General features: G+C 40.8%; 27 protein-coding genes and 1 riboswitch. Of the genes, 5 read left to right on the forward strand and 22 right to left on the reverse strand.

Annotation, left to right across the window (positions count from 1 at the left end; all coding sequences use genetic code 11):
- Positions 1-286 precede the first annotated feature (286 nt).
- Positions 287-1,036: a hydrogen peroxide-dependent heme synthase gene (hemQ, locus tag V7068_RS18230; RefSeq protein WP_499713954.1), complete on the forward strand. Its 750-nt coding sequence runs from the start codon at positions 287-289 to the stop codon at positions 1,034-1,036.
- Positions 1,037-1,451: 415 nt separating this feature from the next.
- The gene (gerQ, locus tag V7068_RS18235) at positions 1,452-2,003 is read left to right on the forward strand and encodes a spore coat protein GerQ (RefSeq protein ID WP_499713955.1); all 552 of its coding nucleotides are present in this window, start codon (positions 1,452-1,454) and stop codon (positions 2,001-2,003) included.
- Positions 2,004-2,048: 45 nt separating this feature from the next.
- Here gerQ and V7068_RS18240 read toward each other — a convergent pair whose 3' ends face one another.
- The 3 genes from V7068_RS18240 to V7068_RS18250 form a co-directional block, all read right to left on the reverse strand.
- Complete coding sequence (locus tag V7068_RS18240; RefSeq protein WP_499713956.1) at positions 2,049-2,414, reverse strand: DUF423 domain-containing protein; 366 nt, start codon at positions 2,412-2,414, stop codon at positions 2,049-2,051.
- A gap of 19 nt (positions 2,415-2,433) precedes the next feature.
- Positions 2,434-2,712 (reverse strand): YwdI family protein, encoded by a 279-nt coding sequence (locus V7068_RS18245; RefSeq protein ID WP_499713957.1) that lies wholly within the window; start codon positions 2,710-2,712, stop codon positions 2,434-2,436.
- 273 nt (positions 2,713-2,985) lie between these two features.
- Positions 2,986-3,666: a uracil-DNA glycosylase gene (locus V7068_RS18250; protein WP_499713958.1), complete on the reverse strand. Its 681-nt coding sequence runs from the start codon at positions 3,664-3,666 to the stop codon at positions 2,986-2,988.
- Between the two features lie 156 nt (positions 3,667-3,822).
- Here V7068_RS18250 and pdxK point away from each other — a divergent pair, with 156 nt between their 5' ends.
- From pdxK to bshB2, 3 genes are all read left to right on the forward strand, one after another.
- The gene (pdxK, locus tag V7068_RS18255; protein ID WP_180319805.1) at positions 3,823-4,650 is read left to right on the forward strand and encodes a pyridoxine/pyridoxal/pyridoxamine kinase; all 828 of its coding nucleotides are present in this window, start codon (positions 3,823-3,825) and stop codon (positions 4,648-4,650) included.
- Between the two features lie 80 nt (positions 4,651-4,730).
- The gene (locus V7068_RS18260; RefSeq protein WP_499713959.1) at positions 4,731-5,078 is read left to right on the forward strand and encodes a YojF family protein; all 348 of its coding nucleotides are present in this window, start codon (positions 4,731-4,733) and stop codon (positions 5,076-5,078) included.
- 21 nt (positions 5,079-5,099) lie between these two features.
- A complete protein-coding gene (gene bshB2, locus V7068_RS18265) occupies positions 5,100-5,765 on the forward strand; it encodes a bacillithiol biosynthesis deacetylase BshB2 (RefSeq protein ID WP_499713960.1) in 666 nt (221 codons plus the stop codon).
- Positions 5,766-5,791: 26 nt separating this feature from the next.
- Here bshB2 and V7068_RS18270 read toward each other — a convergent pair whose 3' ends face one another.
- The 19 genes from V7068_RS18270 to V7068_RS18360 form a co-directional block, all read right to left on the reverse strand.
- Entirely contained in the window at positions 5,792-6,220 is a 429-nt protein-coding gene (locus tag V7068_RS18270) for a MarR family winged helix-turn-helix transcriptional regulator (RefSeq protein ID WP_252292139.1), read from the reverse strand.
- A gap of 385 nt (positions 6,221-6,605) precedes the next feature.
- Positions 6,606-7,724 carry a PRK06851 family protein gene (locus V7068_RS18275; protein WP_499713961.1) on the reverse strand — a complete coding sequence of 373 codons (1,119 nt, stop codon included), beginning with the start codon at positions 7,722-7,724 and terminating at the stop codon, positions 6,606-6,608.
- A gap of 269 nt (positions 7,725-7,993) precedes the next feature.
- On the reverse strand, positions 7,994-8,467 hold the full coding sequence (ybaK, locus tag V7068_RS18280; RefSeq protein ID WP_499713962.1) for a Cys-tRNA(Pro) deacylase: 474 nt from the start codon (positions 8,465-8,467) through the stop codon (positions 7,994-7,996).
- A gap of 30 nt (positions 8,468-8,497) precedes the next feature.
- Positions 8,498-9,088: a cob(I)yrinic acid a,c-diamide adenosyltransferase gene (locus tag V7068_RS18285; RefSeq protein ID WP_375350120.1), complete on the reverse strand. Its 591-nt coding sequence runs from the start codon at positions 9,086-9,088 to the stop codon at positions 8,498-8,500.
- Positions 9,089-9,103: 15 nt separating this feature from the next.
- A complete protein-coding gene (locus V7068_RS18290; RefSeq protein ID WP_499713963.1) occupies positions 9,104-9,529 on the reverse strand; it encodes a bifunctional adenosylcobinamide kinase/adenosylcobinamide-phosphate guanylyltransferase in 426 nt (141 codons plus the stop codon).
- Positions 9,481-10,098: a histidine phosphatase family protein gene (locus V7068_RS18295; protein ID WP_499713987.1), complete on the reverse strand. Its 618-nt coding sequence runs from the start codon at positions 10,096-10,098 to the stop codon at positions 9,481-9,483. The genes V7068_RS18290 and V7068_RS18295 overlap by 49 nt, the downstream gene beginning before the upstream one ends.
- The gene (gene cobS / locus V7068_RS18300; RefSeq protein WP_499713964.1) at positions 10,056-10,847 is read right to left on the reverse strand and encodes an adenosylcobinamide-GDP ribazoletransferase; all 792 of its coding nucleotides are present in this window, start codon (positions 10,845-10,847) and stop codon (positions 10,056-10,058) included. The genes V7068_RS18295 and cobS overlap by 43 nt, the downstream gene beginning before the upstream one ends.
- Positions 10,844-11,419: a bifunctional adenosylcobinamide kinase/adenosylcobinamide-phosphate guanylyltransferase gene (locus tag V7068_RS18305; RefSeq protein ID WP_499713965.1), complete on the reverse strand. Its 576-nt coding sequence runs from the start codon at positions 11,417-11,419 to the stop codon at positions 10,844-10,846. The genes cobS and V7068_RS18305 overlap by 4 nt, the downstream gene beginning before the upstream one ends.
- A complete protein-coding gene (cobD, locus tag V7068_RS18310) occupies positions 11,392-12,477 on the reverse strand; it encodes a threonine-phosphate decarboxylase CobD (RefSeq protein ID WP_499713966.1) in 1,086 nt (361 codons plus the stop codon). The genes V7068_RS18305 and cobD overlap by 28 nt, the downstream gene beginning before the upstream one ends.
- Positions 12,452-13,420, reverse strand: a complete 969-nt coding sequence (cbiB, locus tag V7068_RS18315; protein ID WP_499713967.1) for an adenosylcobinamide-phosphate synthase CbiB — start codon at positions 13,418-13,420, stop codon at positions 12,452-12,454. The genes cobD and cbiB overlap by 26 nt, the downstream gene beginning before the upstream one ends.
- Complete coding sequence (locus V7068_RS18320) at positions 13,417-14,886, reverse strand: heme ABC transporter ATP-binding protein (RefSeq protein ID WP_499713968.1); 1,470 nt, start codon at positions 14,884-14,886, stop codon at positions 13,417-13,419. The genes cbiB and V7068_RS18320 overlap by 4 nt, the downstream gene beginning before the upstream one ends.
- A 1-nt stretch (position 14,887) precedes the next feature.
- Positions 14,888-15,949, reverse strand: coding sequence for a FecCD family ABC transporter permease (locus V7068_RS18325; protein ID WP_499713969.1), 1,062 nt, complete (start codon positions 15,947-15,949; stop codon positions 14,888-14,890).
- The gene (locus V7068_RS18330; RefSeq protein WP_499713970.1) at positions 15,915-16,883 is read right to left on the reverse strand and encodes an ABC transporter substrate-binding protein; all 969 of its coding nucleotides are present in this window, start codon (positions 16,881-16,883) and stop codon (positions 15,915-15,917) included. The genes V7068_RS18325 and V7068_RS18330 overlap by 35 nt, the downstream gene beginning before the upstream one ends.
- Positions 16,884-17,005: 122 nt before the next feature.
- Positions 17,006-17,178: riboswitch (cobalamin riboswitch) on the reverse strand.
- A gap of 51 nt (positions 17,179-17,229) precedes the next feature.
- Positions 17,230-18,753 (reverse strand): cobyric acid synthase, encoded by a 1,524-nt coding sequence (locus V7068_RS18335; RefSeq protein ID WP_499713971.1) that lies wholly within the window; start codon positions 18,751-18,753, stop codon positions 17,230-17,232.
- 17 nt (positions 18,754-18,770) lie between these two features.
- Positions 18,771-19,307 carry a cob(I)yrinic acid a,c-diamide adenosyltransferase gene (locus V7068_RS18340; protein WP_499713972.1) on the reverse strand — a complete coding sequence of 179 codons (537 nt, stop codon included), beginning with the start codon at positions 19,305-19,307 and terminating at the stop codon, positions 18,771-18,773.
- A gap of 25 nt (positions 19,308-19,332) precedes the next feature.
- Positions 19,333-19,896: a nitroreductase family protein gene (locus V7068_RS18345; RefSeq protein WP_375350108.1), complete on the reverse strand. Its 564-nt coding sequence runs from the start codon at positions 19,894-19,896 to the stop codon at positions 19,333-19,335.
- A 16-nt stretch (positions 19,897-19,912) separates the two neighbouring features.
- Entirely contained in the window at positions 19,913-20,689 is a 777-nt protein-coding gene (gene cobA, locus V7068_RS18350) for a uroporphyrinogen-III C-methyltransferase (protein WP_499713973.1), read from the reverse strand.
- Entirely contained in the window at positions 20,686-21,327 is a 642-nt protein-coding gene (locus tag V7068_RS18355; RefSeq protein ID WP_499713974.1) for an NAD(P)-binding protein, read from the reverse strand. Before V7068_RS18355 ends, cobA begins: the two co-directional genes overlap by 4 nt.
- A gap of 3 nt (positions 21,328-21,330) precedes the next feature.
- Positions 21,331-22,710, reverse strand: coding sequence for a cobyrinic acid a,c-diamide synthase CobB (locus V7068_RS18360; protein ID WP_499713975.1), 1,380 nt, complete (start codon positions 22,708-22,710; stop codon positions 21,331-21,333).
- Positions 22,711-22,915 lie beyond the last annotated feature (205 nt).

The raw sequence follows: 22,915 nt of genomic DNA on the forward strand, positions 1-22,915 counted from the left end.
TTGCTACATCCTCCTTAATGTATACGATTCCCTTCTCTGTTTGCTCATTATGTATGGCGAGAAACGTATGGTTTTTGGTATAACTTAAGAATACTCTAGGATGTATTGAAATTCCATACTTATTAAACCGCTTTCAAACTATTTTCATGGTTTTAAATGATTCCCTTAATGGGAAAACTCTATTTATGAACTTTTTTCGAACATCGTCAATTGATTGTTTAAAGACAAATCTATTATGAAAACTATGTTATATTAAAGGTATCTTAACACTTTAGGAGTGATTGTAATGAGTGAAGCAGCACAAACTCTAGATGGTTGGTATTGTTTGCACGATTTTCGCCTAATTGATTGGGCTTCTTGGAAAACGCTTTCGAGCGATGAACGCCAATTAGCGATTTCAGAATTCCAAGGTTTACTAGACAAATGGAATACAACACAAAGCAATAATGAAGGAAGTCACGCTCTTTATTCAATCGTTGGTCAAAAAGCAGACTTTATGCTTATGTTTGCTCGTCCTACAATGGAAGAATTAAATGCGATTGAAAATGAATTCAATAAAACAAAGCTGGCTGAATATACAATTCCAGCCTATTCTTATGTTTCTGTCGTTGAGTTAAGCAACTACTTAGCAGGTGGAGAAGGTGAAGATCCGTATCAAAATCCACATGTACGCGCTCGACTATATCCCATTCTGCCACAAGCTAAACATGTATGCTTCTATCCAATGGATAAGCGTCGTCAAGGAGACGATAACTGGTACATGCTTAGCATGGATGAGCGCAAAAGCTTAATGCGTTCTCACGGTATGATTGGCCGCAGCTATGCAGGAAAAGTAAAACAGATCATTTCGGGTTCTGTCGGTTTCGATGACTATGAATGGGGTGTTACACTTTTTGCGGATGATGTACTTCAATTTAAGAAATTAGTATACGAAATGCGCTTTGATGAAGTAAGCGCTCGCTACGGGGAGTTTGGTTCGTTCTTCGTTGGAAATATTTTAACGGAAGAATCTATTCCATCCTTCCTATATGTTTAATTAAGAAAAGCAGAAACGGCTCGACCAGCTTGTGAAGAAAATAGGGAAAGACCCGGAAGGCGCTCTTTGCCTTTCGAGGGCTTTCATCTTTTTCACAGCGAGCTAGCCGTTGAAGCTAGACATCAAGAAAAGCAGAAACGGCTCGACCAGTAAGCCGTTGGGGCTAAACATTAAGAAACGTGCAAGTCCATTAAGTGAGCCCTCGATTATTCGAGGGCTTTTCATATGCCATATGAAATTAAAATTTCTTCTAGCATAATCCAACCCTTTCCTCCATAAATTTGAAATAGTGATAATTTTAACAGCTTATCACTTACTAATCGTTATACAACATACTGCCTTCCCAACCGACATAATCCGAATGCCCAAGTGTTTCTCAAACCTTTCAAATATTGATTAATTAGGAGGGAATACCATGTCACAAAATAATAACCCAAATCCTTATGGAGGGTATCCTTATGGCGGTCCTTACCTGCCTTTTGAAAATCCAGATGCTGCTTATAGACAAGGGGAAGGATATCAACAAGGGTTTGCGCCACAGCAGCAAATGCCTTATCCACAACAGCAGGCACCTTTTCCACAGCAACAACAGCAACAAGCACCTTTTCCACAACAACAAGCAGGTTCACAGGGTCCCTTACCAACAGGCCAGCCTCCAGGAGGACCTGAAGTCCCTGGTATGCTTCCTGTCGAACAATCTTATATTGAAAATATCCTCCGCTTAAATAAAGGAAAGCTTGCCACCGTTTATGCAACTTTTGAGAATAACAAAGAATGGAATGCAAAAGTATTCAAAGGGATTATTGAAGCGGCTGGGCGTGACCATCTCATTCTTAGTGATCCACAAAGCGGAAAGCGTTACTTAATTCCAATGGTATACTTAGACTACATTACATTTGATGAAGAAATTGAATATGAATATCCATTTTCAGGTGGTCCTAGTTTATCCTCCTTCCCACCGAGATAAAAAAAGCTGGTGAAAGGCATAAACCTTTCACCAGCTTTTTGATTTTTACAATTTATAGACCGCAATAATCATAAGAACCCACGCGGCCAAGAAAGCTAATCCACCAATTGGCGTAATGGCACCTAATATCTTAATTTGCGTCACAGATAAAACATATAAACTTCCTGAAAAAATAATAATCCCCGCAAACATCAGCCAGCCAGACCAATTAACAAGAGAACCCGAAACCTTTCCAGCAAGTAAACCAATTGCTAATAAACCACCTGCATGAAACATTTGGTATTGAACAGCTTTCTCCCATGTGTTCAAGTATTTATCCGGAATTTTCCCTTCTAAACCATGTGCTCCAAATGCTCCTAAAGCGACCGCTAGAAATGCATTAATCGCTCCTAAAATAATAAACAGCTTCATCGTATTCTCTCCTCTATGTTTAAAAATCCAATAACGAACTGCCGTTAGCCCCTTCTACCTTTACTCGCTCTGTTATAGGGACTGTTGTTGTATGTTGCATAGGCTGCATAGTCGTCATCTGCTTCACGGGTTGACTTATAGGCAGTGGAGAAGTTGGCGGCTGCTCATTCACCATCACCTCACACAGTGCTTGTACAGCCATTATGTATCCTTTTAATGCTTCTTCAGAGTCCGCCTGCTTTGCTCTTGCAACAAGCTCCTCCATCTTTTCTAACACTTGCTTCGATGAGATTTGCAATTCTATTCACCTCGCCTATCGGATCTTATTTAGCATATCAAAAATTCCCCTTCAACAGAAACAATGTGCACGCTAGATTTTCCCCCTCTTTCGCTTATCTTCAAATTTTAGGCATACTTCTCCTGACGAGCGAAAGACATCTAGGGATGGTAAGTTTGGTGTTTTAAATTGAAAAGCGCGACACCCCTTTGGAAATTTCATGTCCCATGTAACAAAATAATGCTTACATGCCATACAATTTATCCGTTTCATCAACCGGCTCCTCCCTTCCCTTTATCGATTTGAAATTTGCCAATCGATCTCTTGTATACCCCATTGCTTTAAATAGGCGTTTGTCTTCGAAAAAGGCTTGCTCCCAAAGAATCCTCGATTAGCCGATAGCGGACTTGGATGTGGAGCTGTTAAAACTTTATGACGAGCTGTATCAATTAGAGACATTTTACTTTGGGCTGGTTTTCCCCATAGAATAAACACCATGGGCTTTTCTCGTTCATTCAACAAACGAATAACTTCCGTCGTGAATGTCTCCCAACCCTTCCCACGGTGAGAATTTGCCTCTCCTTCTCGTACAGTTAAAACGGTATTTAGCAGCAGCACCCCTTGCTTAGCCCATTCAATCAGATAACCGTTATTCGGAATGGAACAGCCTATATCTTGATGCAACTCCTTATAGATATTCTTTAAAGATGGCGGAACCTTCACTTCAGGTTGAACAGAAAAGCTTAAACCATGCGCTTGATTTGAACCATGGTACGGGTCTTGCCCGAGAATAACAACTTTCACCTCTTCATAAGGTGTTAATTGAAGAGCTTGATAAATGTTCTCAGCCTTCGGATATACATGATGCTGCTCATACTCTTGCTCCAAGAAATGTTCGAGCTCCATATAATATGGTTTTTTAAATTCTTTTTCTAAAAGAACTTGCCAATCTTTTGCTAACACGTGGTTTATCATTTTTACCCTCCTTTTTATCTCTCATTATTACCTATCCTCATAAGCAAAAACAAAGATCTTCTTCATTTTACAGAATGGAAATAATGGTATATTCTAAAACAAGGATATTGGGTATAATATTATACAGATTTTAATTCTCCTAAGGGGGTCACACATATGACTATGAAAAAAGCAATGACAGTGGCTGGATCAGACTCTAGCGGCGGCGCAGGTCTTCAAGCTGATTTAAAAACATTCCAAGAGTTCGGTATTTACGGAATGTCTGCATTAACAACGATTGTAACAATGGATCCGAAAAAAGGTTGGGCACATAACGTTTTCCCAACGCCTGTTGACGTACTAGAAGCACAAATGGAAACGATCTTGTCTGTTGGCATTGATGCAATGAAAACAGGTATGCTTGGTTCAGTAGAAATCATCGAACTCGTTGCTCGAAAAATAGACGAGCTAAAATTAGATAGAGTCGTAATTGACCCTGTTATGGTATGTAAAGGAGAAGATGAAGTACTTCATCCTGAAACGGCTGTTGCTCTTCGCGATGTGCTTGTACCACGAGCAACTGTTGTAACACCAAATCTTTTCGAAGCGGCACAACTAGCTGGCACAGCACCAATTAAAACAATTGACGACATGAAACAAGCAGCAGAAAAAATTCACGCGCTTGGTGCAAAATATGTCCTAATTAAAGGTGGAAACAAATTAGATCACGATAAAGCAATCGACCTTTTATTCGATGGCAAAGAGTTTGAAATTTTAGAATCCGAAAAAATTGAAACAACAAATACACATGGAGCTGGCTGCTCGTCTTCAGCAGCAATCGCAGCTCAACTTGCAGAAGGAAAATCAGTAAAAGAAGCAATTTATACGGCAAAAGACTTCATTACTGAAGCTGTACGTCATTCTTGGAAAATGAATGAATATGTAGGTCCAGTTAATCACGGAGCTTATCATAAATATGGCACGCCAAACAAAGTAACTCAATAATGAATCTGAATCATCATAAAAGGCTTGCTCCAACATATAGAGCGGCCTTTTCACTTTCATATATAAGGGGGGGAAAATCGATGAAATCTATTGATTTAAAAGAAGTACAAGCTATCATTGACTCCTTTGCTAAGCAAGATGTTTATCTTCATTTAGAAACAACAAATGGAGCATATGCCAGCCATCATAATGAAGCGTTCTTCTCAGCAGGTGCCTATATTAGAAATGCCCTTGTTCAATATGAACATGGAAAAATCATTGGTGAAGGACCATACCGAGTTGGCTTAAAACTTTCCATCGGCTGGATTTACGCAGAAGGTTTAACTCATTTTGAGGTGGATCAATCAGGTAGATTATTATTAGCCGGACTTGATTATACAGGCAAGCTAGCTGTTGCCTTACAGCTTAGTTACAGCCCTTTTGAATAAGGAATGAAAGGAGAGATCATGTTGGAAAAGGAAAAACATATTTTAGTCGTATTCCCGCATCCTGATGACGAATCATTTGCTGTTGCCGGAACACTTGCTTTACACATTCAAGCTGGGACACCTGTTACATATATGTGTTTAACGTTAGGTGAAATGGGGCGCAACCTTGGCAACCCGCCATTTGCAACGAGAGAATCCCTTCCCGTTATTCGTAAGCAAGAGCTCCTTGATGCTGCTAAAGCCGTCGGGATTCAGGATTTACGAATGATGGGACTCCGCGATAAAACCATTGAATTCGAAGATGATGAAAAGTTAACAAACATGATTGCAGAAGCTATCGATGAACTTCACCCTTCGTTAGTTATTACATTCTATCCAGGTTACAGCGTGCATCCTGACCATGAAGCAACAGGAAGAGCCGTTGTACGAGCTGTTGCAAGAATGCCGGAAGATGAACGTCCAAAGCTCCATTGTGTAGCTTTTTCAAACAACTGCCTAGATGAATTAGGAAATCCAGATATTGTACATGATATTCGTTCTATTCAAAGTAAAAAACTAGCTGCCATGAAAGCACATCGTTCTCAAACAGAGGCACTTCTAGCAAATTGGGAAGAACAAGTCGCCAACAAAGAGGTAGAATTCATTTCCCAACTTCAAGAAGAACGTATGTGGACGTATAAATTTTAAGACAACCCACCATTAATGGGTTGTCTTTATTTACTACTTTCCTTTAAATTTCTCTGTAAGCTTCTTAAAGTTCGTCTTGTTACTTCACGATCAGCTTCAGGAATATCCTTCATAATATTTTGTTCAAATTCATCGACTATTTTTTTACCTTCCTCATATGTATGCATACCTAGATCCGTCAACTGAATGCGGCGTTCCCTCTTGTCTTTTCCCGGAATTTGTTCAATGAACCCTCTCTCTTCTAAGCGATTAACAGTTCTTGTTATAGTTGGTTTTTCCACATTCAAATAAGTGCTAATTTCAACAAGAGTTGCTGTACCAAACTCATGTAAATAATAAATAATTGACCATTGAGCTTGATGCAAATCTATTTTAGAAAGATGTTCATTTAATTTCTTCGTAAAGAATCGAGATACTTGTAGATAATGATGAAAAAACTTATTATAAAAAGGCATTTGCCTTACCTCCAGACATATAGTTACCTACTATTTTCGCATTAGAAAATTGGCCTTTGACTCAATTTTTAGACAAAGGCCTAATTACCACATTATACTATCCTCATCAATTTGTCAGCTATCTCAACTACCTACAACGTACATTTTTTAATCAAAAAAAACGCCTGTAAATATGATTACAGGCGGAGAAAAGGGGGAATACTTTTGGAAAAATTCAATTACATCAATAGTATGTCCCCTTATGATATCTCCTATACTCTTTTTAAAAATTTTCAGCATGTAACGGTTTGCCTGTTCGGTTCGATGTTTTTTTTCCATGAACGAAGTAATTAACCCCAACTCAATGAAAAATGCCGTACTCTATAAAAGAATACGGCATTCTCTATTAATGTAAAATCGATTTACTTGTATTTCCTTTTGCTAAATCGAGGATATCCGTTTCCATATCTTTTTGAATATCATCAATAATTGTAAAGTCAATCGCTCTTTGATAAATCTTTTCTATCTCATCGTGCAGCTTCTTGGCTTCAGCTAAACTAGCTGTTCCATCATTCATCTTTGCACGATATCTAGCTGAAACATCTTTAATTTGGTCACTATAAATTTCGTCCGTTCCAGGTAAAATAGCGACCTTATATAAATCGATAATTTCATCGCCTTCACGACTCGGAAAATATTCATGAGGAGCTGTACTATCAAAAATCGCCATCCCAAGCTCCCGAACAATCACCATATCCAAACTATTTGGATCAAATCCACAATGATAGATTTCAACATCAAATCCTCTATTCTCCGCCGTCGTGGCAAGCTTTTTTAACAACGTTGATTTTCCCGAACCTGGTCTTCCTTTTAAGAAATAACGTTTCGGCAAACCTTCCGTTAAGTTAGGAACATAGTCCACAGCGCCAATCGGTGTAGCCGCTCCTAGAAAACGATGCCGGACATCTGCCTTTTTATTCAAGAAAATATCGCCAAAGAACTTTGTTTTTAATTTCCCTGTTAATGCATTTAACTTTTCAAAATCCATATTAGCAATATATATTTCTTCCCATTCATCATGAACGGCCAGCGCTTCAGCATAATGTTTGTAAGCCCTCTCATAAGCTTCCTGCCGTTCTTTCATTAAACGAAGAATATCTGCTTTTTCCGCAACTAACTGCTGTGAATTCCATGCATGACCTAAGTTCACATACTCTTCAATAGCCCCCGGTGCTTTCGGTTCTACGACATGCGGCTCTGTTCCATCCACAAGCCCAATTTTTAAAGCTGGAAAAATAACACCATCAATCGAATCGGGATCAGAAGAACAGTGAATATGCTCTACATCATAGCCTTTTTCTAGCCATTCATTCGCTAATTTTTTCATTAACGTTGATTTCCCCATCCCTGGGCCGCCTTTTAAAATAAAAACCTTCTCTAACTCAGCGAAATTAGATTCGTATAAGCTGAAATAGCCTCGTGCTGTATTTCCCCCAGCAAAGTAATGCAATGCTTTTCCTGTCACCTTGAACACACTCTCCTCTTTAACCAGATGTGTTGTTTCAGGATAGGGTATGCAAAACCGAATAGATAGGTGAATGCCCACTTTTTAATAGGCTTTTATTGTTGATTATACGACTTAGGACTCCTCCCATTCAGTTAAACAATCATTCTCCTCAGGCAATTACTTTTTTGCCATCCTCAAAAAGTATGTTTAAGGGCAAAATTTTAGATAGCCCCTCCTCGTCAACTATTCCGCGGAAACAGTAAAGAGGCTATCCAATAAGATAGCCCCTATTTCGTTAATGCTTCAACTTTCGCCTCAGTCGCAGCGATTAAATTTTCAACAGTTAGTTCGATTTGCGTACCAATTTTTCCACCGCTGACAATGATTGTATCGAGATTTTCAGCACTATCATCCACAAAGGTTGGATATAGCTTCTTCATCCCAATCGGAGAGCAGCCGCCGCGGATATAGCCAGTCCATTTTAAAAGGTCTTTGACATGAAGCATTTCAATCTTCTTCTCACCCGCTGCTTTAGCTGCTTTTTTCAAATCTAGTTCTTCTCCTACTGGAATGACAAAGACATATACATGCTGCGGGGCACCATGAGCGACTAACGTTTTAAACACTGACTCAGGGCTTTTGCCAATTTTCTCAGCAACCGATAGGCCGTCAATTTTGCCATCCTGATTGTCGTATCCCATCATCTGATAGTCGATTTTCTTTGCATCAAGAAGACGCATCGCATTTGTTTTACTAGCCATAGAAAACAAGAACTCCTTTAATCTAAACGCTTATTCTGTCTCGCGTTCCTTTCTTTTTCCGCCGCGGAATACATTCGCACTACGCGCATATTCTACATCGCTCACACCTAAACGGAAGTTAATAACACGGGCAACTGCAAATAGATAATCTGATAAGCGATTTAAATATTGAAGTGCTAAAGGGGACACGGCAGCTCCCGTTTTCACAAGGGCAACAACTAATCGTTCTGCACGACGAGTCACTGTACGAGCAAGGTGAATTGTTGCCGCTGCCTTTGATCCTCCTGGTAAAATAAATCGCTCTAATGCTGGAGCTTCTACGATAAATGCATCAATTCTCTCTTCTAAATATGTAATCGCTTCATCCGTTAATTTTTTCGGTGCTTTTTCAGAAATGGTTGCTAAGTCGCCGCCACAGTCAAATAGCTCATGTTGAATTTTTTCAAGATCTGCTAATACATCAGCGAAAATAGCAGGGTCTAACTCCGTCACCGCAAGCCCAATATAACTATTCACTTCGTCAACTGTACCATAAGACTCCACTCGAATATCGTCTTTATCTAAACGACCGCCAATCACACTTGTTTGTCCTTTATCACCTGTACGTGTGTAAATCTTCATAAAAAATTTCCTCCTCTACTTTACTTGTTGAGCTATTCCATACCAAATGATATCGACACGGCTAGAAGCAGCAGCTATATCTTGAAAAACCCAGCCGGAAGCATCGCGCCAAGTTCGATCATACGCTTCAATGGGGACAATCCCTTTTGTAATATCCGCTCCAATGATAATACAACAACGCGTGTTTTTCTCCTCTTCCCATATTCGCCATCGTTTGATAATTTCCTGCCATTTCATGCGAATTGCCGCTGCCGTTTGCTGTTGTACCTCGTTTCGAAGCCACATCTCAACTCCTTGCAAGACAACAAAATCTTCATCGAAATCAAAGGGAAGTGCTTCACCTCGATAAGCAGATATCCATTGCACCGGTGCCTCCTCAGAGTAATAGTTTCTTACCCATTTTGCTTTTCCATTATAGGCACCACCCGTAACGAAGTGCATCGCTCTCCCCTCCTCCATGCTTCTTTATCATTCCAAAATAATTCATAACCGCCCGCATGCGGAATTTGCCAATCCCAAAATGACTTTTCTTCAGGAGCATAACGGGTTAACAATTCGCGAACCACGCCGCCATGTGTCATAATCACAATATTCCCTGCTTTTCCAATGTTAAGATTTCGCCAAGCTTCCCTGATTCTTTCCGAAAAAAAAGGATAGCTTTCTCCATCCGGAACATCCGCTTTCATCGGGTTTTCTAACCAAGTTTGATAGTATGAATCTTCCTTCAATTGTTCATACGTTTTTCCTTCCCAAAGCCCCCAATTCATTTCACGAAAAGCGGAGTCTGATATAATAGAAGCAGTCGGAAATAGGAGCTGTGCCGTTGTTACACAACGAGGCAAATCGCTGGAAATGACATGTTCATATGTATCAAAACAGCCGGCTAGTGCCTGAATGTCTGCCTTGCCGCCTTCACTTAAAGGAGAATCTGTCCAACCAAGATAGGCCTTGCGCTCGTTAGCCTCTGTTAGCCCGTGACGAAGTAATGTAATAGCCATAGAATGAACCATAACCACAATTCCACTCCTTCCACTGATGCACCTAATACGTCTCCAGTGATTCCGCCATACCACTGCACAATTTTCTTCTTAAGGAATAGCAAAAATAAACCCGTTGCTATCATAAGGATCATTAGTAAAATACCGATTTTCGTTCCTAATACAAAGGCTATTACAGCACTTGCCAGTAAATATAACCAATAAACGTACAGACTATTTTTGCGAGCAGCACTCTGAAAAAAAGCCCCTAAGCCTTCTTGTTTAGCCAGCGGCATTTTACAAAGCAAATAGCCCATCACGCACTTGCTTAAAAACGGCATAATAATGATGAGAAAATAACTCCAAATCGTTAGGCGGTCAACAATCTCATAAATAAATAAGAAACGCATAGCCAGCAGCACAATAACTGAAATGACACCGAAAGCACCTGTACGCGAATCTTTCATAATCTCTAAACGTCGTTCTTTATCCTGATAGGAAAAAAACGCATCGCTCGTATCAATCCAGCCGTCAAGATGCAGACCACCGGTTAACACAATCGTTAATAACCAAAGAACAAAAGCGATTGAAAGCGTTGAAAACGGAGTCCATTCAACCATTGCATATAAAACAGCTCCCATCACCAGGCCGAGTAACACCCCTACTAGAGGAAATGTTTGAATTGCGCGATGGATAAATGGTTTCTCCATTGGCAGTGCTTTTTTTAGTGGAATAACCGTAAAGAATTGCAGGTTAATCAGAAACCCAATCACTCCACTCATATTGGTGCACCTCCTTTTTTCATAACCGGTATCCCCCATTCAACCATGTACGCTGCATCAGCACGTTCTACAATGCCTTGATGAAGCAAGCCTAACATTTTCGCATATGTATGCAAAAATTCGTTGTGGAAAATTGGTTCTTGAATCACTTCATTGCTTACAATAATCAAACAAGCAGCATGACGCTGAATTTCTTCAATACCCTCCATAATTTTTATGAAAGTCTCTTCTAGAAACTCCGCTTCAAGCGGCTTTTGCGGTGTAAATAATTCATTATCCACAAGCGTTGTTAAACAATCTAATAAAACGACAGAATCTTGATTGATTCCATCTACTATTCTCTCAATATCAGTAGGTAATTCCCATGTTTTCCATGGAATCGGACTGTTCTCACGATCCTCTTGATGTCTATTTACACGCTCTGCCATTTCAGCATCAAATACTCGTCCACATGCCAAATAGTGAAGAGTGGCATGTTGCTCTATAGCCCATTCTTGCGCAGTTTGTTCGGCAAAGCGGCTCTTTCCACTTCTGACGCCACCTGTTATAAAGTAGAGTGCTGCTTTCGCCATTCACGTAATCCCTCCATCAATACTTCATTATCCCGTTTACTTTTAATCGCGAAACGAAGCCATCTCCCATCTAATCCTGGAAAATTATACGTGTGGCGCGGGATAATCCCTCGGCTTAATAAAAATTTCAACATCGCCGTTGAATCTTTAACTTTTGAATCTTTTAATAGGTAAAAGTTAATGGAACTATCAGAAACATCAAACTCATATTCTTCAAAAAACGAAAATAATTTCTGTTTTTGCTCATGGATATACGCCCTCGTTTTCTCTACATATATCTCTTCAGTAAGACAGAGCTTCCCTGCCTCTAGTGCAATAGCATTAACGCTCCAATGCGGTTTATACGGCTTTAATTGCTGAATCATTTCTGCATCTGCTAATAAATAGCCTAAACGTAAACCTGGAATGGCAAAAATTTTCGTTAACGAACGTAAAATCATAACATGCTTATATTGAGCAAGAAGTGGTGCATAGGTAAAAGAATCTTCTGTAAAATCATAAAATGCCTCATCAATGACAACCATACAGTTCGCTTGTTCACATTCCACAATGAGTTCATGAACCGATTCTTCCGCGAAGGAAATACCTGTAGGATTATTCGGTGTACATAAAAAAACAGCATCATTTTTTTGCAAGTACGGACGCAATGACTCGATATGTAACTCCCAATTCGGTTCTTGCAGTTGATAAAAACTCACTTCACAGCCCGCAGCGTAACAGCTTTCTGCATATTCAGCAAAAGCAGGCTGAATAATCAGCACCTTCTTGCCCGCTAACAAACGCGCAACAAGGGTAATCATTTCTGCACCGCCATTCCCAACCAGAATAGAATGTTCCGAAAGCTGCTCTTTATAAGCTAAAGGTTTTGTCAACTCCACAGCATGCGGATCTGGATAGTGAATTATGCTGTTAAACAGACGAGACCAATGCTCTTGTAAGCTAGAAGGAGGGCCTAGAGGATTAATGTTCGCGCTAAAGTCAACATAGGATGAAGGCATGTCCATTCCAAGCGCTTCATATAAGTAATGCGGATTAGCTCCATGAGTTGGTAATGCCATAATAAATCAAGCCCCCTAACCAAAGCAGTATTAAGAAAAGCACCGACGCGAAATGCATAATAGAGATCGTCTTACGAATATGAATGGCTTTTAATGGAACAAGAGGCTGCCCCATTTTTGCACGATAAGAAACCACGCCTTTATACACATTACGACCGCCCAATTGAATACCTAAAAGAGAAGCCACTGCCGCTTCTGTCCATCCGCTATTTGGACTTGGATGACGCTTTGCATCTGCCCATAATATCAACCAGCGCTTTTTCCACTGATGATAGCGTGACGGATAACCCAGCAGCATTAAAAAACCTGTTAGTCGGCTCGGTATCCAGTTCACAACATCATCTAACTTAGCAGATGCCCAGCCGAACTCTCCGTATTTATCATTGCGATAACCAACCATCGAATCGCATGTATTAATCGCTCGGTACACCATCGCTAGCGGAGCCCCGCCAATAAGAGCCCAAAATAAGGGAGCTGTAATGCCGTCACTCGTATTTTCGGCGACTGTTTCAACCGTTCCGCGAACAATTTCACCTTCATCCAGCTGATCCGTATCACGACCAACAATATAAGAAAGCTTTAAACGAGCTTCTGATATATCTCCCTCTACAAGCGGACGAAATACGTCCATCCCTGCCTGACGAAGACTTTTTTGAGCAATCGTTGTGAAAATTAAAATCGCTTCCACAATGATTCCTGCAATCATATGTAATTGGTAAGCTAAATAGGTAATCGCAACCGTTAATCCAAATGCTAGCAACAAAACAATCACTAGCATAACCATGCCTTTTTGTTTCTTATAATGACCTGTATTTAACTTTTGATCTAATCGGCTAATAAGCGTCCCTATCCATTTGACCGGATGCGGCCACTTAGGGGGATCCCCAATCAATACATCGAGGAAAAACGCCAATGTAATGGCATATAGATGAGTTAGTATCATGTTCGCTTCACCCGCTCATTTCTTTCAATCGCTTCAACCGTACAATCGTATACGCCTCGACTAATCAGCTTTCCGAGCGGCGTAATGGTACCCGCATATTGAAGCCTCTCTCCTCGCTGTGTAGCGGCGATTAATATACTATCTGTTGATGTTCCTGTTGCCCAGGTATTTGTAACTGGATCTTTCACACCAAGTTCATGCAAGGCTTTTACTTTCGCTTCTGTTGCCGTGACAATGCTATGAATGAATGCTTCTTCAGCTACGTGACCGTTGATAAATATCCACGTATTAATCGTTCCTGGCCTTGGCGCATCTGAATGTTGATCAGCAAGCGAAGCATCAACTGCGTTCCCGACTCCCGCCGTCACAACGACAAAGATTGAAAAGTTTTCTCCCTGTAAAAACCGATAAGACACTGCTTCTAAAAAAACAGCTGTCATCATGCCAACTGTTTCACTCGGTTCAAATCCATAACTTCGTAAATAATCCGTCATTTCTTCTACATGATTCTCACAGCTATATGTATGAGACACATGACGATTCACAAATACCTGATGCCATCCAGTTCCAGAACCTGTCACTCCTGAAGACATCGTCCGCAATGGAATCGGGGCATGCAATTGAATCATTTCATCTGAAACCTTTAAATATTCCCCATTAATCACACACGATTCTTTCTCTGAATCATGCTGATCGGGGACAATAAACATTTGCGGTCTTGGAATCGCTGGATGCGGATGCTTTTCAATCTCTGTTCGATATACTTGCTGAATTCGTTCTTGCTTTAGCACCTCATTTGGAATGTCGTTCACCCTTACTCGGCCTTTTTCAAGCAGCATTAAACGATCACAATATAAACCAGCTAAATTTAAATCGTGAAAAATAGCAATGACCGTTAGCTCATACTCCAGCGCCATCTTCTTCATTAAATCGAGCAGCCCTTTTTGATAGGAAAGGTCGAGATGATTCGTTGGTTCATCTAGAAATAAAATTTCTGGTTCTTGAGCAAGTGCTTGAGCTAATAATACACGCTGTCTTTCTCCCCCAGATAACTGTTCAAACTGATAATCGCTAAAATCGGCTACCCCTGTCTGTTCCATTACTTTCTGAACAACGGCTTCATCTTCGTCTGACCATGAATGAAATAGGCCTTTTTGATGGGCATATCGACCAAGTGAAACGGTTTCTTTCACCGTATAAGAAAACGCAAGCGAAGAATGCTGTGGTAGAACGGCAATCACTTGTGCTAATTGCTTTGCTGAATATTCCTTTAGACTTTTGCCTTTAATTTTAATTGTACCGGCTTCATAAGCTAACACGCCGCTTAACATGCTTAGAAGTGTTGTTTTTCCGCTCCCATTTGGGCCGAGTATTCCAAACAACTCCCCTTTATTTACCGTAAAAGAAACCGAATCTAAGACAGGGTGATTATAATACCCACCCGATAACCCCGTTACTTCAAGCATCTTATCTCTCCCCTTGCCTTCTTCTTTTTAGTAAAATTAAAGCAAATGCTGGCGCACCAATTAAAGACGTAATAACACCAATTGGCAATTCAGATGGTGATATAACCATCCTTGCGACCAAATCAGCTAATATTAAAAAACCACTGCCGATGAGTAACGATAACGGCAATAAATGTTTATGATCTGGTCCCCAAATTTGCCGAATAATATGAGGAATAACGAGACCCACAAAGCCAATCGTCCCTGATACAGCAACAGCAGCTCCGGTTAAAACAGAACCTGCTATTAAAATGGTTAACTTCCGTCTTTGTACATTCACACCTAAATGCTTCGCCCGATTTTCCCCAAATGTCATAGCATTTAGTTCCTGAGTATTCATCATTAAAATCAGTGAACCGATAACGAAAAACGGCAGGATAATTACAATATAGTTCCAACCGCGCATCGACACACTCCCCATGAGCCAGCCGATAATTTGACGTAATTCCTCACCTGTTAACGCAATCATGAGCGAAATGAACGCACTTAAAAACGAACTAAAAATAATCCCTGTTAAAATAATCGTTTCAACCTTCATCGATCGATCCATTTTTTTAGCAAAAAGAAGTACACAAAAAATCGTGACGACCGAAAAGATTACGCTCAATATCGGAAGTGTAAAGCTACCTAAAACAGGTATAGAAAGTCCAAGAAAAATCGTCGCAACGGCTCCAACAGATGCGCCTGAAGAGACCCCTAATGTATATGGATCCGCAAGCGGGTTGCGCAACAAACCTTGAAAGGCAGCTCCCGCAATAGCGAGAGATGCCCCTACTAAGCCCGCTAACAACACACGCGGCAAGCGAATATTCATGACAATATTCGTAAACATCGTATCTGGTTGTGCTGCAATGGGTAAATGGAATACTTCCTTACCTAATATCTGAAATAATGTGAGAAAAGGAACTGAAACTGAACCAATTGAAATCCCTACCATCATCGAGAATAGTAGAAAACTAACGGCAATAATATAAGCTAAAGGTTTATTATTAGTTAAAAATTTCCGGATAGATTGCTTCAGCAAGTTCCTCTACTCCCTCTACTAAACGTGGGCCAGAACGAGTAACTAAATCAGAATGCACATCATAGATCTGTTCCTGTTTAATCGCTGTAACATCTTCCCACCCGCTGCGGCTCTTCACTTGGGCAACTGGATCTTCTGTGTAGTATCCATAAGTCGTAACGATTACATCTGGATTAGCAGCAATCATTGATTCTTCATCAATTTTAGCCCAGCCTTCAAGATCTCCCGCTACATTATCTGCTCCAATCATTTGCAGCATTTCATTCATAAATGTATTTTTACCCGGAGAATAAATTTCAGGTGCTGGCGACACTTCAATCAACACTTTCTTACGGTCCTGCTCTGTCACAGCCTTCGCTTTTTCTTGAATCTCTTTTAAATCTTCCTGCATATCTTGAACAAGTTCTTCTGCTGCTTCGTTTTCACCTGTTGCTTGACCAATCATTTCAATCGATTCATAGACCTGTTCAAAGTTTTGTGAATCATTAACGACTAGTACTGGAATACCTACTTCTTTTAATTGTTTAATTCCTTCGCTTCCATTATGAGCATTAGAGGCATGAGCCAGCACTAAATCCGGCTCCAGTGCAATCACCTTCTCCGTATTCATCTCCATGCCGCCGATTTTCTCAATCTTCTCTACTTCTTTTGGATAATTATCGTTATCTGAAACACCGACAACATTGTCACCTGCCCCTAGTTCAAAAACAATTTCTGTGTTGCTCGGAATAAGGGAAACAATTTTTTTTGGCTCTTTTTCAATTGTCACTTCTTCACCCGCAGCATCCTTAATTGTCACCGGAAAAGCTTGGGTAGCAGTTGGCTCATTCCCTTTAGAAGTTGAAGCATTTTCTTCTTTAGAAGAATCACCACATCCTGCCATAAGACCTACCGAAAGTACTAACACAGCTGACAAACTAGATAATTTTTTCATGCTTATCCCCCATTTTTCTTTTTTGAACATAGAAAAAACACCTCCTACAGGATCAGAGGTGTTTGCATGGCTATTATGTATAAATGGATATCCGCCATACACTTCCCTATCCGCGTAGGTATTATAAGTGTTCGGATAGGCAGGTCTCCTGGCTTTTAGAAACCGTTTACAACACCTTCCCATAAACCTACAGTGGCATTCGCTGTAAACTTCTAATAACAGTGGCGGGACCGCGTTGGATTTTCACCAACTTCCCTTTTAAGTCAATGTAGACACCTTATCCGTTTCATATGTATAGTTCATTATGCTTGATTATACACTAAAGATGGATAGGAGATAATCTTTTTTATGATTCGAAGGAAAATTCAGGATTTATTAGCTGATACACGCGTTCCATATCAATATGTTGCTTTACATGATTCGCAAGCAAATTATAAGCCTCTTCTCTTCTCTCGGCATCCGATTTAACCGTTTCCTGCACTTCCGGCAACCCTTTTTGTTTACGAATTTGATTAACTAGCTCTCTCGTAAATTGACGATTATGGAACACGCCGTGAAAATATGTACCGATGACACACCCATCATTCGATACGGCGCCATCTTCGCGGCCATCTTCTAATAATAAAAAAGGACTTGCTTTGGCAGCATCAATTTTTGTTCTTCCAAGGTGAATTTCAAAACCTGAAAGTGTCATCTCACTTAACCCGATTGCTTGAACAAGACGACCTGTCATTTGCTTTGTTTTCTTTTCTTTATTAAAAATGGTCTTCACTGGAAGCAAAGAAAGGCCAATCGCACTTTCACCACTGCCTTCTACTGCATCAGGGTCTAGTAATTCACATCCTAGCATTTGAAAACCGCCACATATACCAATAACTCGCTTTCCTTTTGCATGAAGTTCACAAATAGCCCGGTCAAATCCTTCCTCTTTCAACCACGCTAAGTCACCGATTGTATTTTTCGTACCTGGAATAATTAATAGATCTGGCTCGCCAAGCTCTTTTAATGAACTAACGAGGCGCACGCCAACATCCGGTTCATCAAAAAGTGGATCAACATCCGTAAAGTTAGAAATACGCGGCAAACGAATCATCGCTACATCGATAGCAAATTCATTTTGCTTTGGTTTTTTAAAACGTAATGAAGAAAGGGCAAGGGAATCTTCCGCTTCAATATTGACATCAATATATGGAACAACACCGAGGACTGGGATGCCTGTTTCCTGCTCAACCCAACGGATTCCGTCATCCAGCAGTTCACGCATACCACGGAATTTATTAATAATAATGCCCTTAACACGCTTTCTTTCCGCTTCATCTAAGAGTGCTAGCGTTCCGACAATAGAAGCAAATACGCCTCCTCGATCGATATCAGCAACTAAAATAACCGCTGCATCTGCCAGATGAGCCATTCGCATGTTGGCAATATCGCGATCTTTCAAATTAATCTCTGCTGGACTGCCTGCCCCTTCCAAAACGATTACATCATAGGATTGTTGCAGCTTACGAACGGATTTTTCCACGATTGGCATCGCTTCTTGAACAAAGTTATTGCGATAGCTTCTCGCATCCATATCTAAAAAGTGTCTACCATGAACAATAACTTCTGACACCATATCTTGCTTTGGTTTTAATAAAATGGGGTTCATATCGGTTGTCGCCACGACACGTGCTGCTTCCGCTTGAACGCCTTGCGCTCGTCCAATCTCACCGCCATCTGATGTCACGAATGAATTCAGCGCCATGTTTTGTGATTTAAAGGGCACAACACGTAATCCATCATTAGAAAAAATTCGGCAGAAGGCTGTACAAATGACACTTTTCCCTACATCAGAGGATGTTCCTTGAATCATAATTGCTTTTGCAGTCATAAACATACCTCGCTTCTTTAAAATTCTAATCCTTTTACAGCAGGAATTCCGCTTTCATAGTAATGTTTCGTCGCATCAATCGTAGACACAAGATCAGCAAGTTCGATTAATTCATTCGCTGCACTTCTCCCTGTTACAACGAGATGCATATGAGAAGGGCGGTTACGAATCGCTTCCACCACCTCTGCAAGCGGCAGGACATCCTCAATTGGAAATTTAGAAATCGCTAATGCATTGTTGAGTTCATCTAATACAAGCAAATCTGTTGCAGGATTTTGGAGCGCTTCTTTCGCTTTTGCCCAAGCCTGCTTTAGAGCTGCTCGATGTTCTTCTGGTGTTTTCGTCCATGTAAACCCGATGCCTAATTGCTCCATTTCAACACCTAACTTCCGAAGTGCCAATGCCTCGCCATATGTGCGCTCTGGGGATTTAATAAACTGCAAGTATTTCACGTTCATTCCTCGGCCAATGGCCCGAAGCGTCACACCAAGTGAGGCCGTTGTTTTTCCTTTTCCCTCACCCGTATAAATCAAAAATAATCCTTGGCGTGCCATCTTAATCTCCCCTTTTCCTTATGATTTAGAGCCAAACGGTTTTTTCTGTATAAGGAGTTCGTTTCGTCGCTGGCACTTCTTGATCGGCTTTTGGATACCCGATAAAAATCGTCCCTACTACCTTTTGATTTTCTGGCGACCCGATAAACCGATGCATTCTTTCGTCATGAACAAGACCGACTCCTCTTGTACGCCAAACAAACCCGAGACCAAGCTCTCCAGCTGCAAGCCACATCGATTGAATCGCACAACATACTGCAAATACATTATCGTGAGAAGCATCTGAATCATCCGGAACCTGATCTGCCGTTACAACAATGACGACCGGTGTCGATGTCACGACTTTTAGCGAGCTTTCTACTAAATGAGGCTTAGTCGGAAAGCGTTCTTGCAAATATTCTTGTGCTAATGCTTCATAACGCTTTTTCGCTTCATCTTTAATCACATAAAAATTCCAAGGCTCACGCAGACGATCATTCGGTGCATATGTCGCAGCTTCTAATAACTGCTGAATTTTCTCCTCTTCGACTGGAATGTCCTCATAATTACGAATCGCGCGCCGCTCTTTCAGTGCTTGAATAATCGACAAGTCGTATCTCTCCTTTTTAAGGTGTAACCGTTTCTGTTTCTATTATTTTTTCGTACCATTTAATTTTTTCACGTAATTGAACAACCTCACCGACAAGAACCATCGCTGGGTTTTGAATATTCTCCTGTACGACTAAATCATGAATCGTTTCGAGGTTTCCAGTAACCGTTCTTTGTTTGTCGGTCGTTCCCCATTCAATGACAGCAACAGGTGTTTGAGCCGATCTTCCATGATCAATTAATTGTTTACAAATATATGCTAAGTTGCCTACACCCATATAAAAAGCCACTGTATCAATACCTGTTGCAAGCGCTGGCCAATTCAGATGGTCTTGGCCTTTACTATCACGACCGTGCCCTGTGACAATCGCAAAGCTTGATGCATACTCGCGATGTGTGACAGGAATCCCCGCATATGCAGGAGCCGCAATGCCCGCTGTTATACCAGGGACAATTTCATATTCGATTCCATGCTCAGCCAATACTTCTGCCTCTTCAGCACCTCGCCCAAACACGCACGGATCTCCCCCTTTTAAACGGGTCACCGTTTTTCCTTCTAGCGCTTTATTCACTAAAAGGGTATGAATTTCATCTTGAATAAAATGATGTCTTCCTGGTGATTTTCCGCAAAAGATTAGCTCAGCTCCCTCTTTTGCATATTCTAATAATTTCGGATTAACAAGCCTGTCATAAGCAATTACATCCGAAGTTTGAATACATTCAAGCCCATAAACTGTAAGCAGCTTTGGATCACCCGGGCCTGCACCAACTAAATAGACTTTCCCTTGACTCATGGCGCAATCTCTCCTGTCAATAATTGTAGTAAACGCGCTTCTCGTTCTTTATAATTGGCTTGCCTCGTCAACTCCAAAAATTGTGGTTCAAGCAAACCCTGTAATATGTGTCTTCTTATTGTACTATCTGCAACTTCTTCTATCACTCTTTTTCGCGATTGTTCAAGAAACAGCAGATATTCTTCGTATACTTCGTCATACTCTTTCGCAAGATCTTGTTTAATTTTCCGGGCCAATCCTGGACTCGCCCCAGAAGTAGAGACTGAAATCGTCAATGCTCCTCTTCGAAGCGAAGCTGGCACGATAAAATTACTTAAATCAGGACGGTCAACAAGGTTTATTAATTGCTGACTGTTCGCAGACTCGTATACTTGCCTATTAATTACCGCTTGATTAGTAGCTGCAATAATTAAGAAGAAATCCTGCAAATCCTCCGGTTCAAACCTCTTTTGCTTCCAGATGATTTTTTTTGCTATAAACACTTCCATAATGCTTTCATGGAGGTTCGGACTGATAACTGTCACTTCAGCATCCGCTTCTAACAACGTCAAAATCTTTCGGGCTGCAACTGCTCCACCGCCAATTACAACCGCCTTTTTTCCTGAAAGATTCAACATGGCTGGATAGTAATTCACCATGTTCTACTTCAATACCTTACGCTTATGATGGACACATGCCTGAATCCAACGCTCAACAATTTCTGGATTGGAAGCAAAGTGGAAGTGTGTATAGCCCGCGACAAGGTTTTCTTTTAAATATCCTTCTTGTTTCTTGCCAAAACGGCCCTTAGTTTCATACGCATATGGCAAACCTTCCGTTCTTTCATACGTAGAGTAATGAAATTCATGACCTTTTGCTTGTTGATTCGGATTGATTAGGAAATTCCCTTCTGTTCCGAATATTTCTCGATAGCCTAACGCCGCCAGCTTCTTCTGCATCATTATTTTTCCAGGAATGAGCCCCACCATTGGATACTCCACACCTTCAGTGCTGGCAATCGATTCTGTTAAATACATAAAGCCGCCACATTCAGCGAGCGTTGGGATGCCGCTCGTAACAGCTTCTTGAATCGATGCTTTTGCACGTTCATGATGAACTAACTCAGCTGCAAACTCTTCCGGGAAACCTCCCCCAAGATACAAACCATCCGCTTCAGCAGGAACTTCCTCATTCTTTAATGGAGAGAAATACGTCAATTTTGCTCCGTAAGCTTCTAATAATTCAAGGTTTTCTTGATAATAGAAATTGAATGCTGCATCTTTAGCAACTGCAATACAAACCCCTTGATCTTCACGCTGCTCAAATAAACCTGTTGGCTCTTCTACAATTTCCGTCGTTTCCGCTAATTCATATAGACGGTCCACATCAATTGTTTCCGAAATAAGGTTTGCCAGCTTTTCAAAAAACGGATTTAACTCGCCTCGTTCAATGGCTGGAATTAACCCTAAATGACGACTAGGAATATCGATATCCTGCTCCCGCTTCATGTAGCCAAGTACAGGGACATTGCACTCTTGCTCAATGGCAGCCTTTACAATATTGTAATGTCCAACGCTGCCAACTTGATTGGCAATCACACCGACAATATTCGGGCCAGTCGCTAACGTTTGAAAACCTTTTACAATCGCCGCTGCACTACGCGCCATACTAGCACAGTTTACAATAAGCAGGACTGGGCTTTCTGTGATCATGCTAATCTCAGCCGTTGAGCCTGTATTCTCTAACGGACTTTTCCCATCATAGAAGCCCATGACTCCTTCAATAATGGAAATATCGGCTCCTTTACTTGCTCGTGCTACCATTTCACGTACCGTATCATGTTCAAACATCCAACTATCCAAATTTCGTGAAACTCTGCCTGTAACCGCAGTATGATAAGAAGGATCAATATAATCCGGTCCGCATTTAAACCCTTGCACAGTATAGCCTTTTTGTTGCAAAGCAGCCATGATGCCGATTGTACATGTCGTTTTACCAACTCCACTGCCAGTCCCGGCAATGACTAATCTTCTTGTACTCATACAAAGGTCCCTCCATTTAAGAAAAGCGCAAGGTGCCCATAATCAGCAACAAACATAAGACACAAAACGCCTTGAAAGTTTATCATTTCTTATTTTAAGACTTTATTATATAACTCTGTTGTAGCTGAAAGACGTGTGAGACGGAGGTCTCACACGAAATAAGTCAAAAATCGCTTTATCAACAATATTGATTAACATAGCTTTT

Source organism: Bacillus sp. JJ634, assembly GCF_036962285.1.
GTDB lineage: Bacteria > Bacillota > Bacilli > Bacillales > DSM-1321 > Peribacillus > Peribacillus asahii_A.

Bases quoted from the DNA above. Each gene is read 5' to 3' on its own strand.
- ybaK (WP_499713962.1), bottom strand. From the start codon at position 8,467: ATGGCTAGTAAAACAAATGCGATGCGTCTTCTTGATGCAAAGAAAATC.
- V7068_RS18335 (WP_499713971.1), bottom strand. From the start codon at position 18,753: ATGACTGCAAAAGCAATTATGATTCAAGGAACATCCTCTGATGTAGGG.
- pdxK (WP_180319805.1), top strand. From the start codon at position 3,823: ATGACTATGAAAAAAGCAATGACAGTGGCTGGATCAGACTCTAGCGGC.
- V7068_RS18340 (WP_499713972.1), bottom strand. From the start codon at position 19,307: ATGGCACGCCAAGGATTATTTTTGATTTATACGGGTGAGGGAAAAGGA.
- cbiB (WP_499713967.1), bottom strand. From the start codon at position 13,420: ATGATACTAACTCATCTATATGCCATTACATTGGCGTTTTTCCTCGAT.
- V7068_RS18290 (WP_499713963.1), bottom strand. From the start codon at position 9,529: ATGCACTTCGTTACGGGTGGTGCCTATAATGGAAAAGCAAAATGGGTA.
- V7068_RS18285 (WP_375350120.1), bottom strand. From the start codon at position 9,088: ATGAAGATTTACACACGTACAGGTGATAAAGGACAAACAAGTGTGATT.
- gerQ (WP_499713955.1), top strand. From the start codon at position 1,452: ATGTCACAAAATAATAACCCAAATCCTTATGGAGGGTATCCTTATGGC.
- V7068_RS18260 (WP_499713959.1), top strand. From the start codon at position 4,731: ATGAAATCTATTGATTTAAAAGAAGTACAAGCTATCATTGACTCCTTT.
- V7068_RS18360 (WP_499713975.1), bottom strand. From the start codon at position 22,710: ATGAGTACAAGAAGATTAGTCATTGCCGGGACTGGCAGTGGAGTTGGT.
- V7068_RS18355 (WP_499713974.1), bottom strand. From the start codon at position 21,327: ATGGTGAATTACTATCCAGCCATGTTGAATCTTTCAGGAAAAAAGGCG.
- V7068_RS18270 (WP_252292139.1), bottom strand. From the start codon at position 6,220: ATGCCTTTTTATAATAAGTTTTTTCATCATTATCTACAAGTATCTCGA.
- V7068_RS18295 (WP_499713987.1), bottom strand. From the start codon at position 10,098: ATGGTTCATTCTATGGCTATTACATTACTTCGTCACGGGCTAACAGAG.
- V7068_RS18320 (WP_499713968.1), bottom strand. From the start codon at position 14,886: ATGCTTGAAGTAACGGGGTTATCGGGTGGGTATTATAATCACCCTGTC.
- hemQ (WP_499713954.1), top strand. From the start codon at position 287: ATGAGTGAAGCAGCACAAACTCTAGATGGTTGGTATTGTTTGCACGAT.
- V7068_RS18305 (WP_499713965.1), bottom strand. From the start codon at position 11,419: ATGGCGAAAGCAGCACTCTACTTTATAACAGGTGGCGTCAGAAGTGGA.
- cobD (WP_499713966.1), bottom strand. From the start codon at position 12,477: ATGGCATTACCAACTCATGGAGCTAATCCGCATTACTTATATGAAGCG.
- cobA (WP_499713973.1), bottom strand. From the start codon at position 20,689: ATGAGTCAAGGGAAAGTCTATTTAGTTGGTGCAGGCCCGGGTGATCCA.
- V7068_RS18330 (WP_499713970.1), bottom strand. From the start codon at position 16,883: ATGAAAAAATTATCTAGTTTGTCAGCTGTGTTAGTACTTTCGGTAGGT.
- V7068_RS18250 (WP_499713958.1), bottom strand. From the start codon at position 3,666: ATGATAAACCACGTGTTAGCAAAAGATTGGCAAGTTCTTTTAGAAAAA.
- V7068_RS18240 (WP_499713956.1), bottom strand. From the start codon at position 2,414: ATGAAGCTGTTTATTATTTTAGGAGCGATTAATGCATTTCTAGCGGTC.
- cobS (WP_499713964.1), bottom strand. From the start codon at position 10,847: ATGAGTGGAGTGATTGGGTTTCTGATTAACCTGCAATTCTTTACGGTT.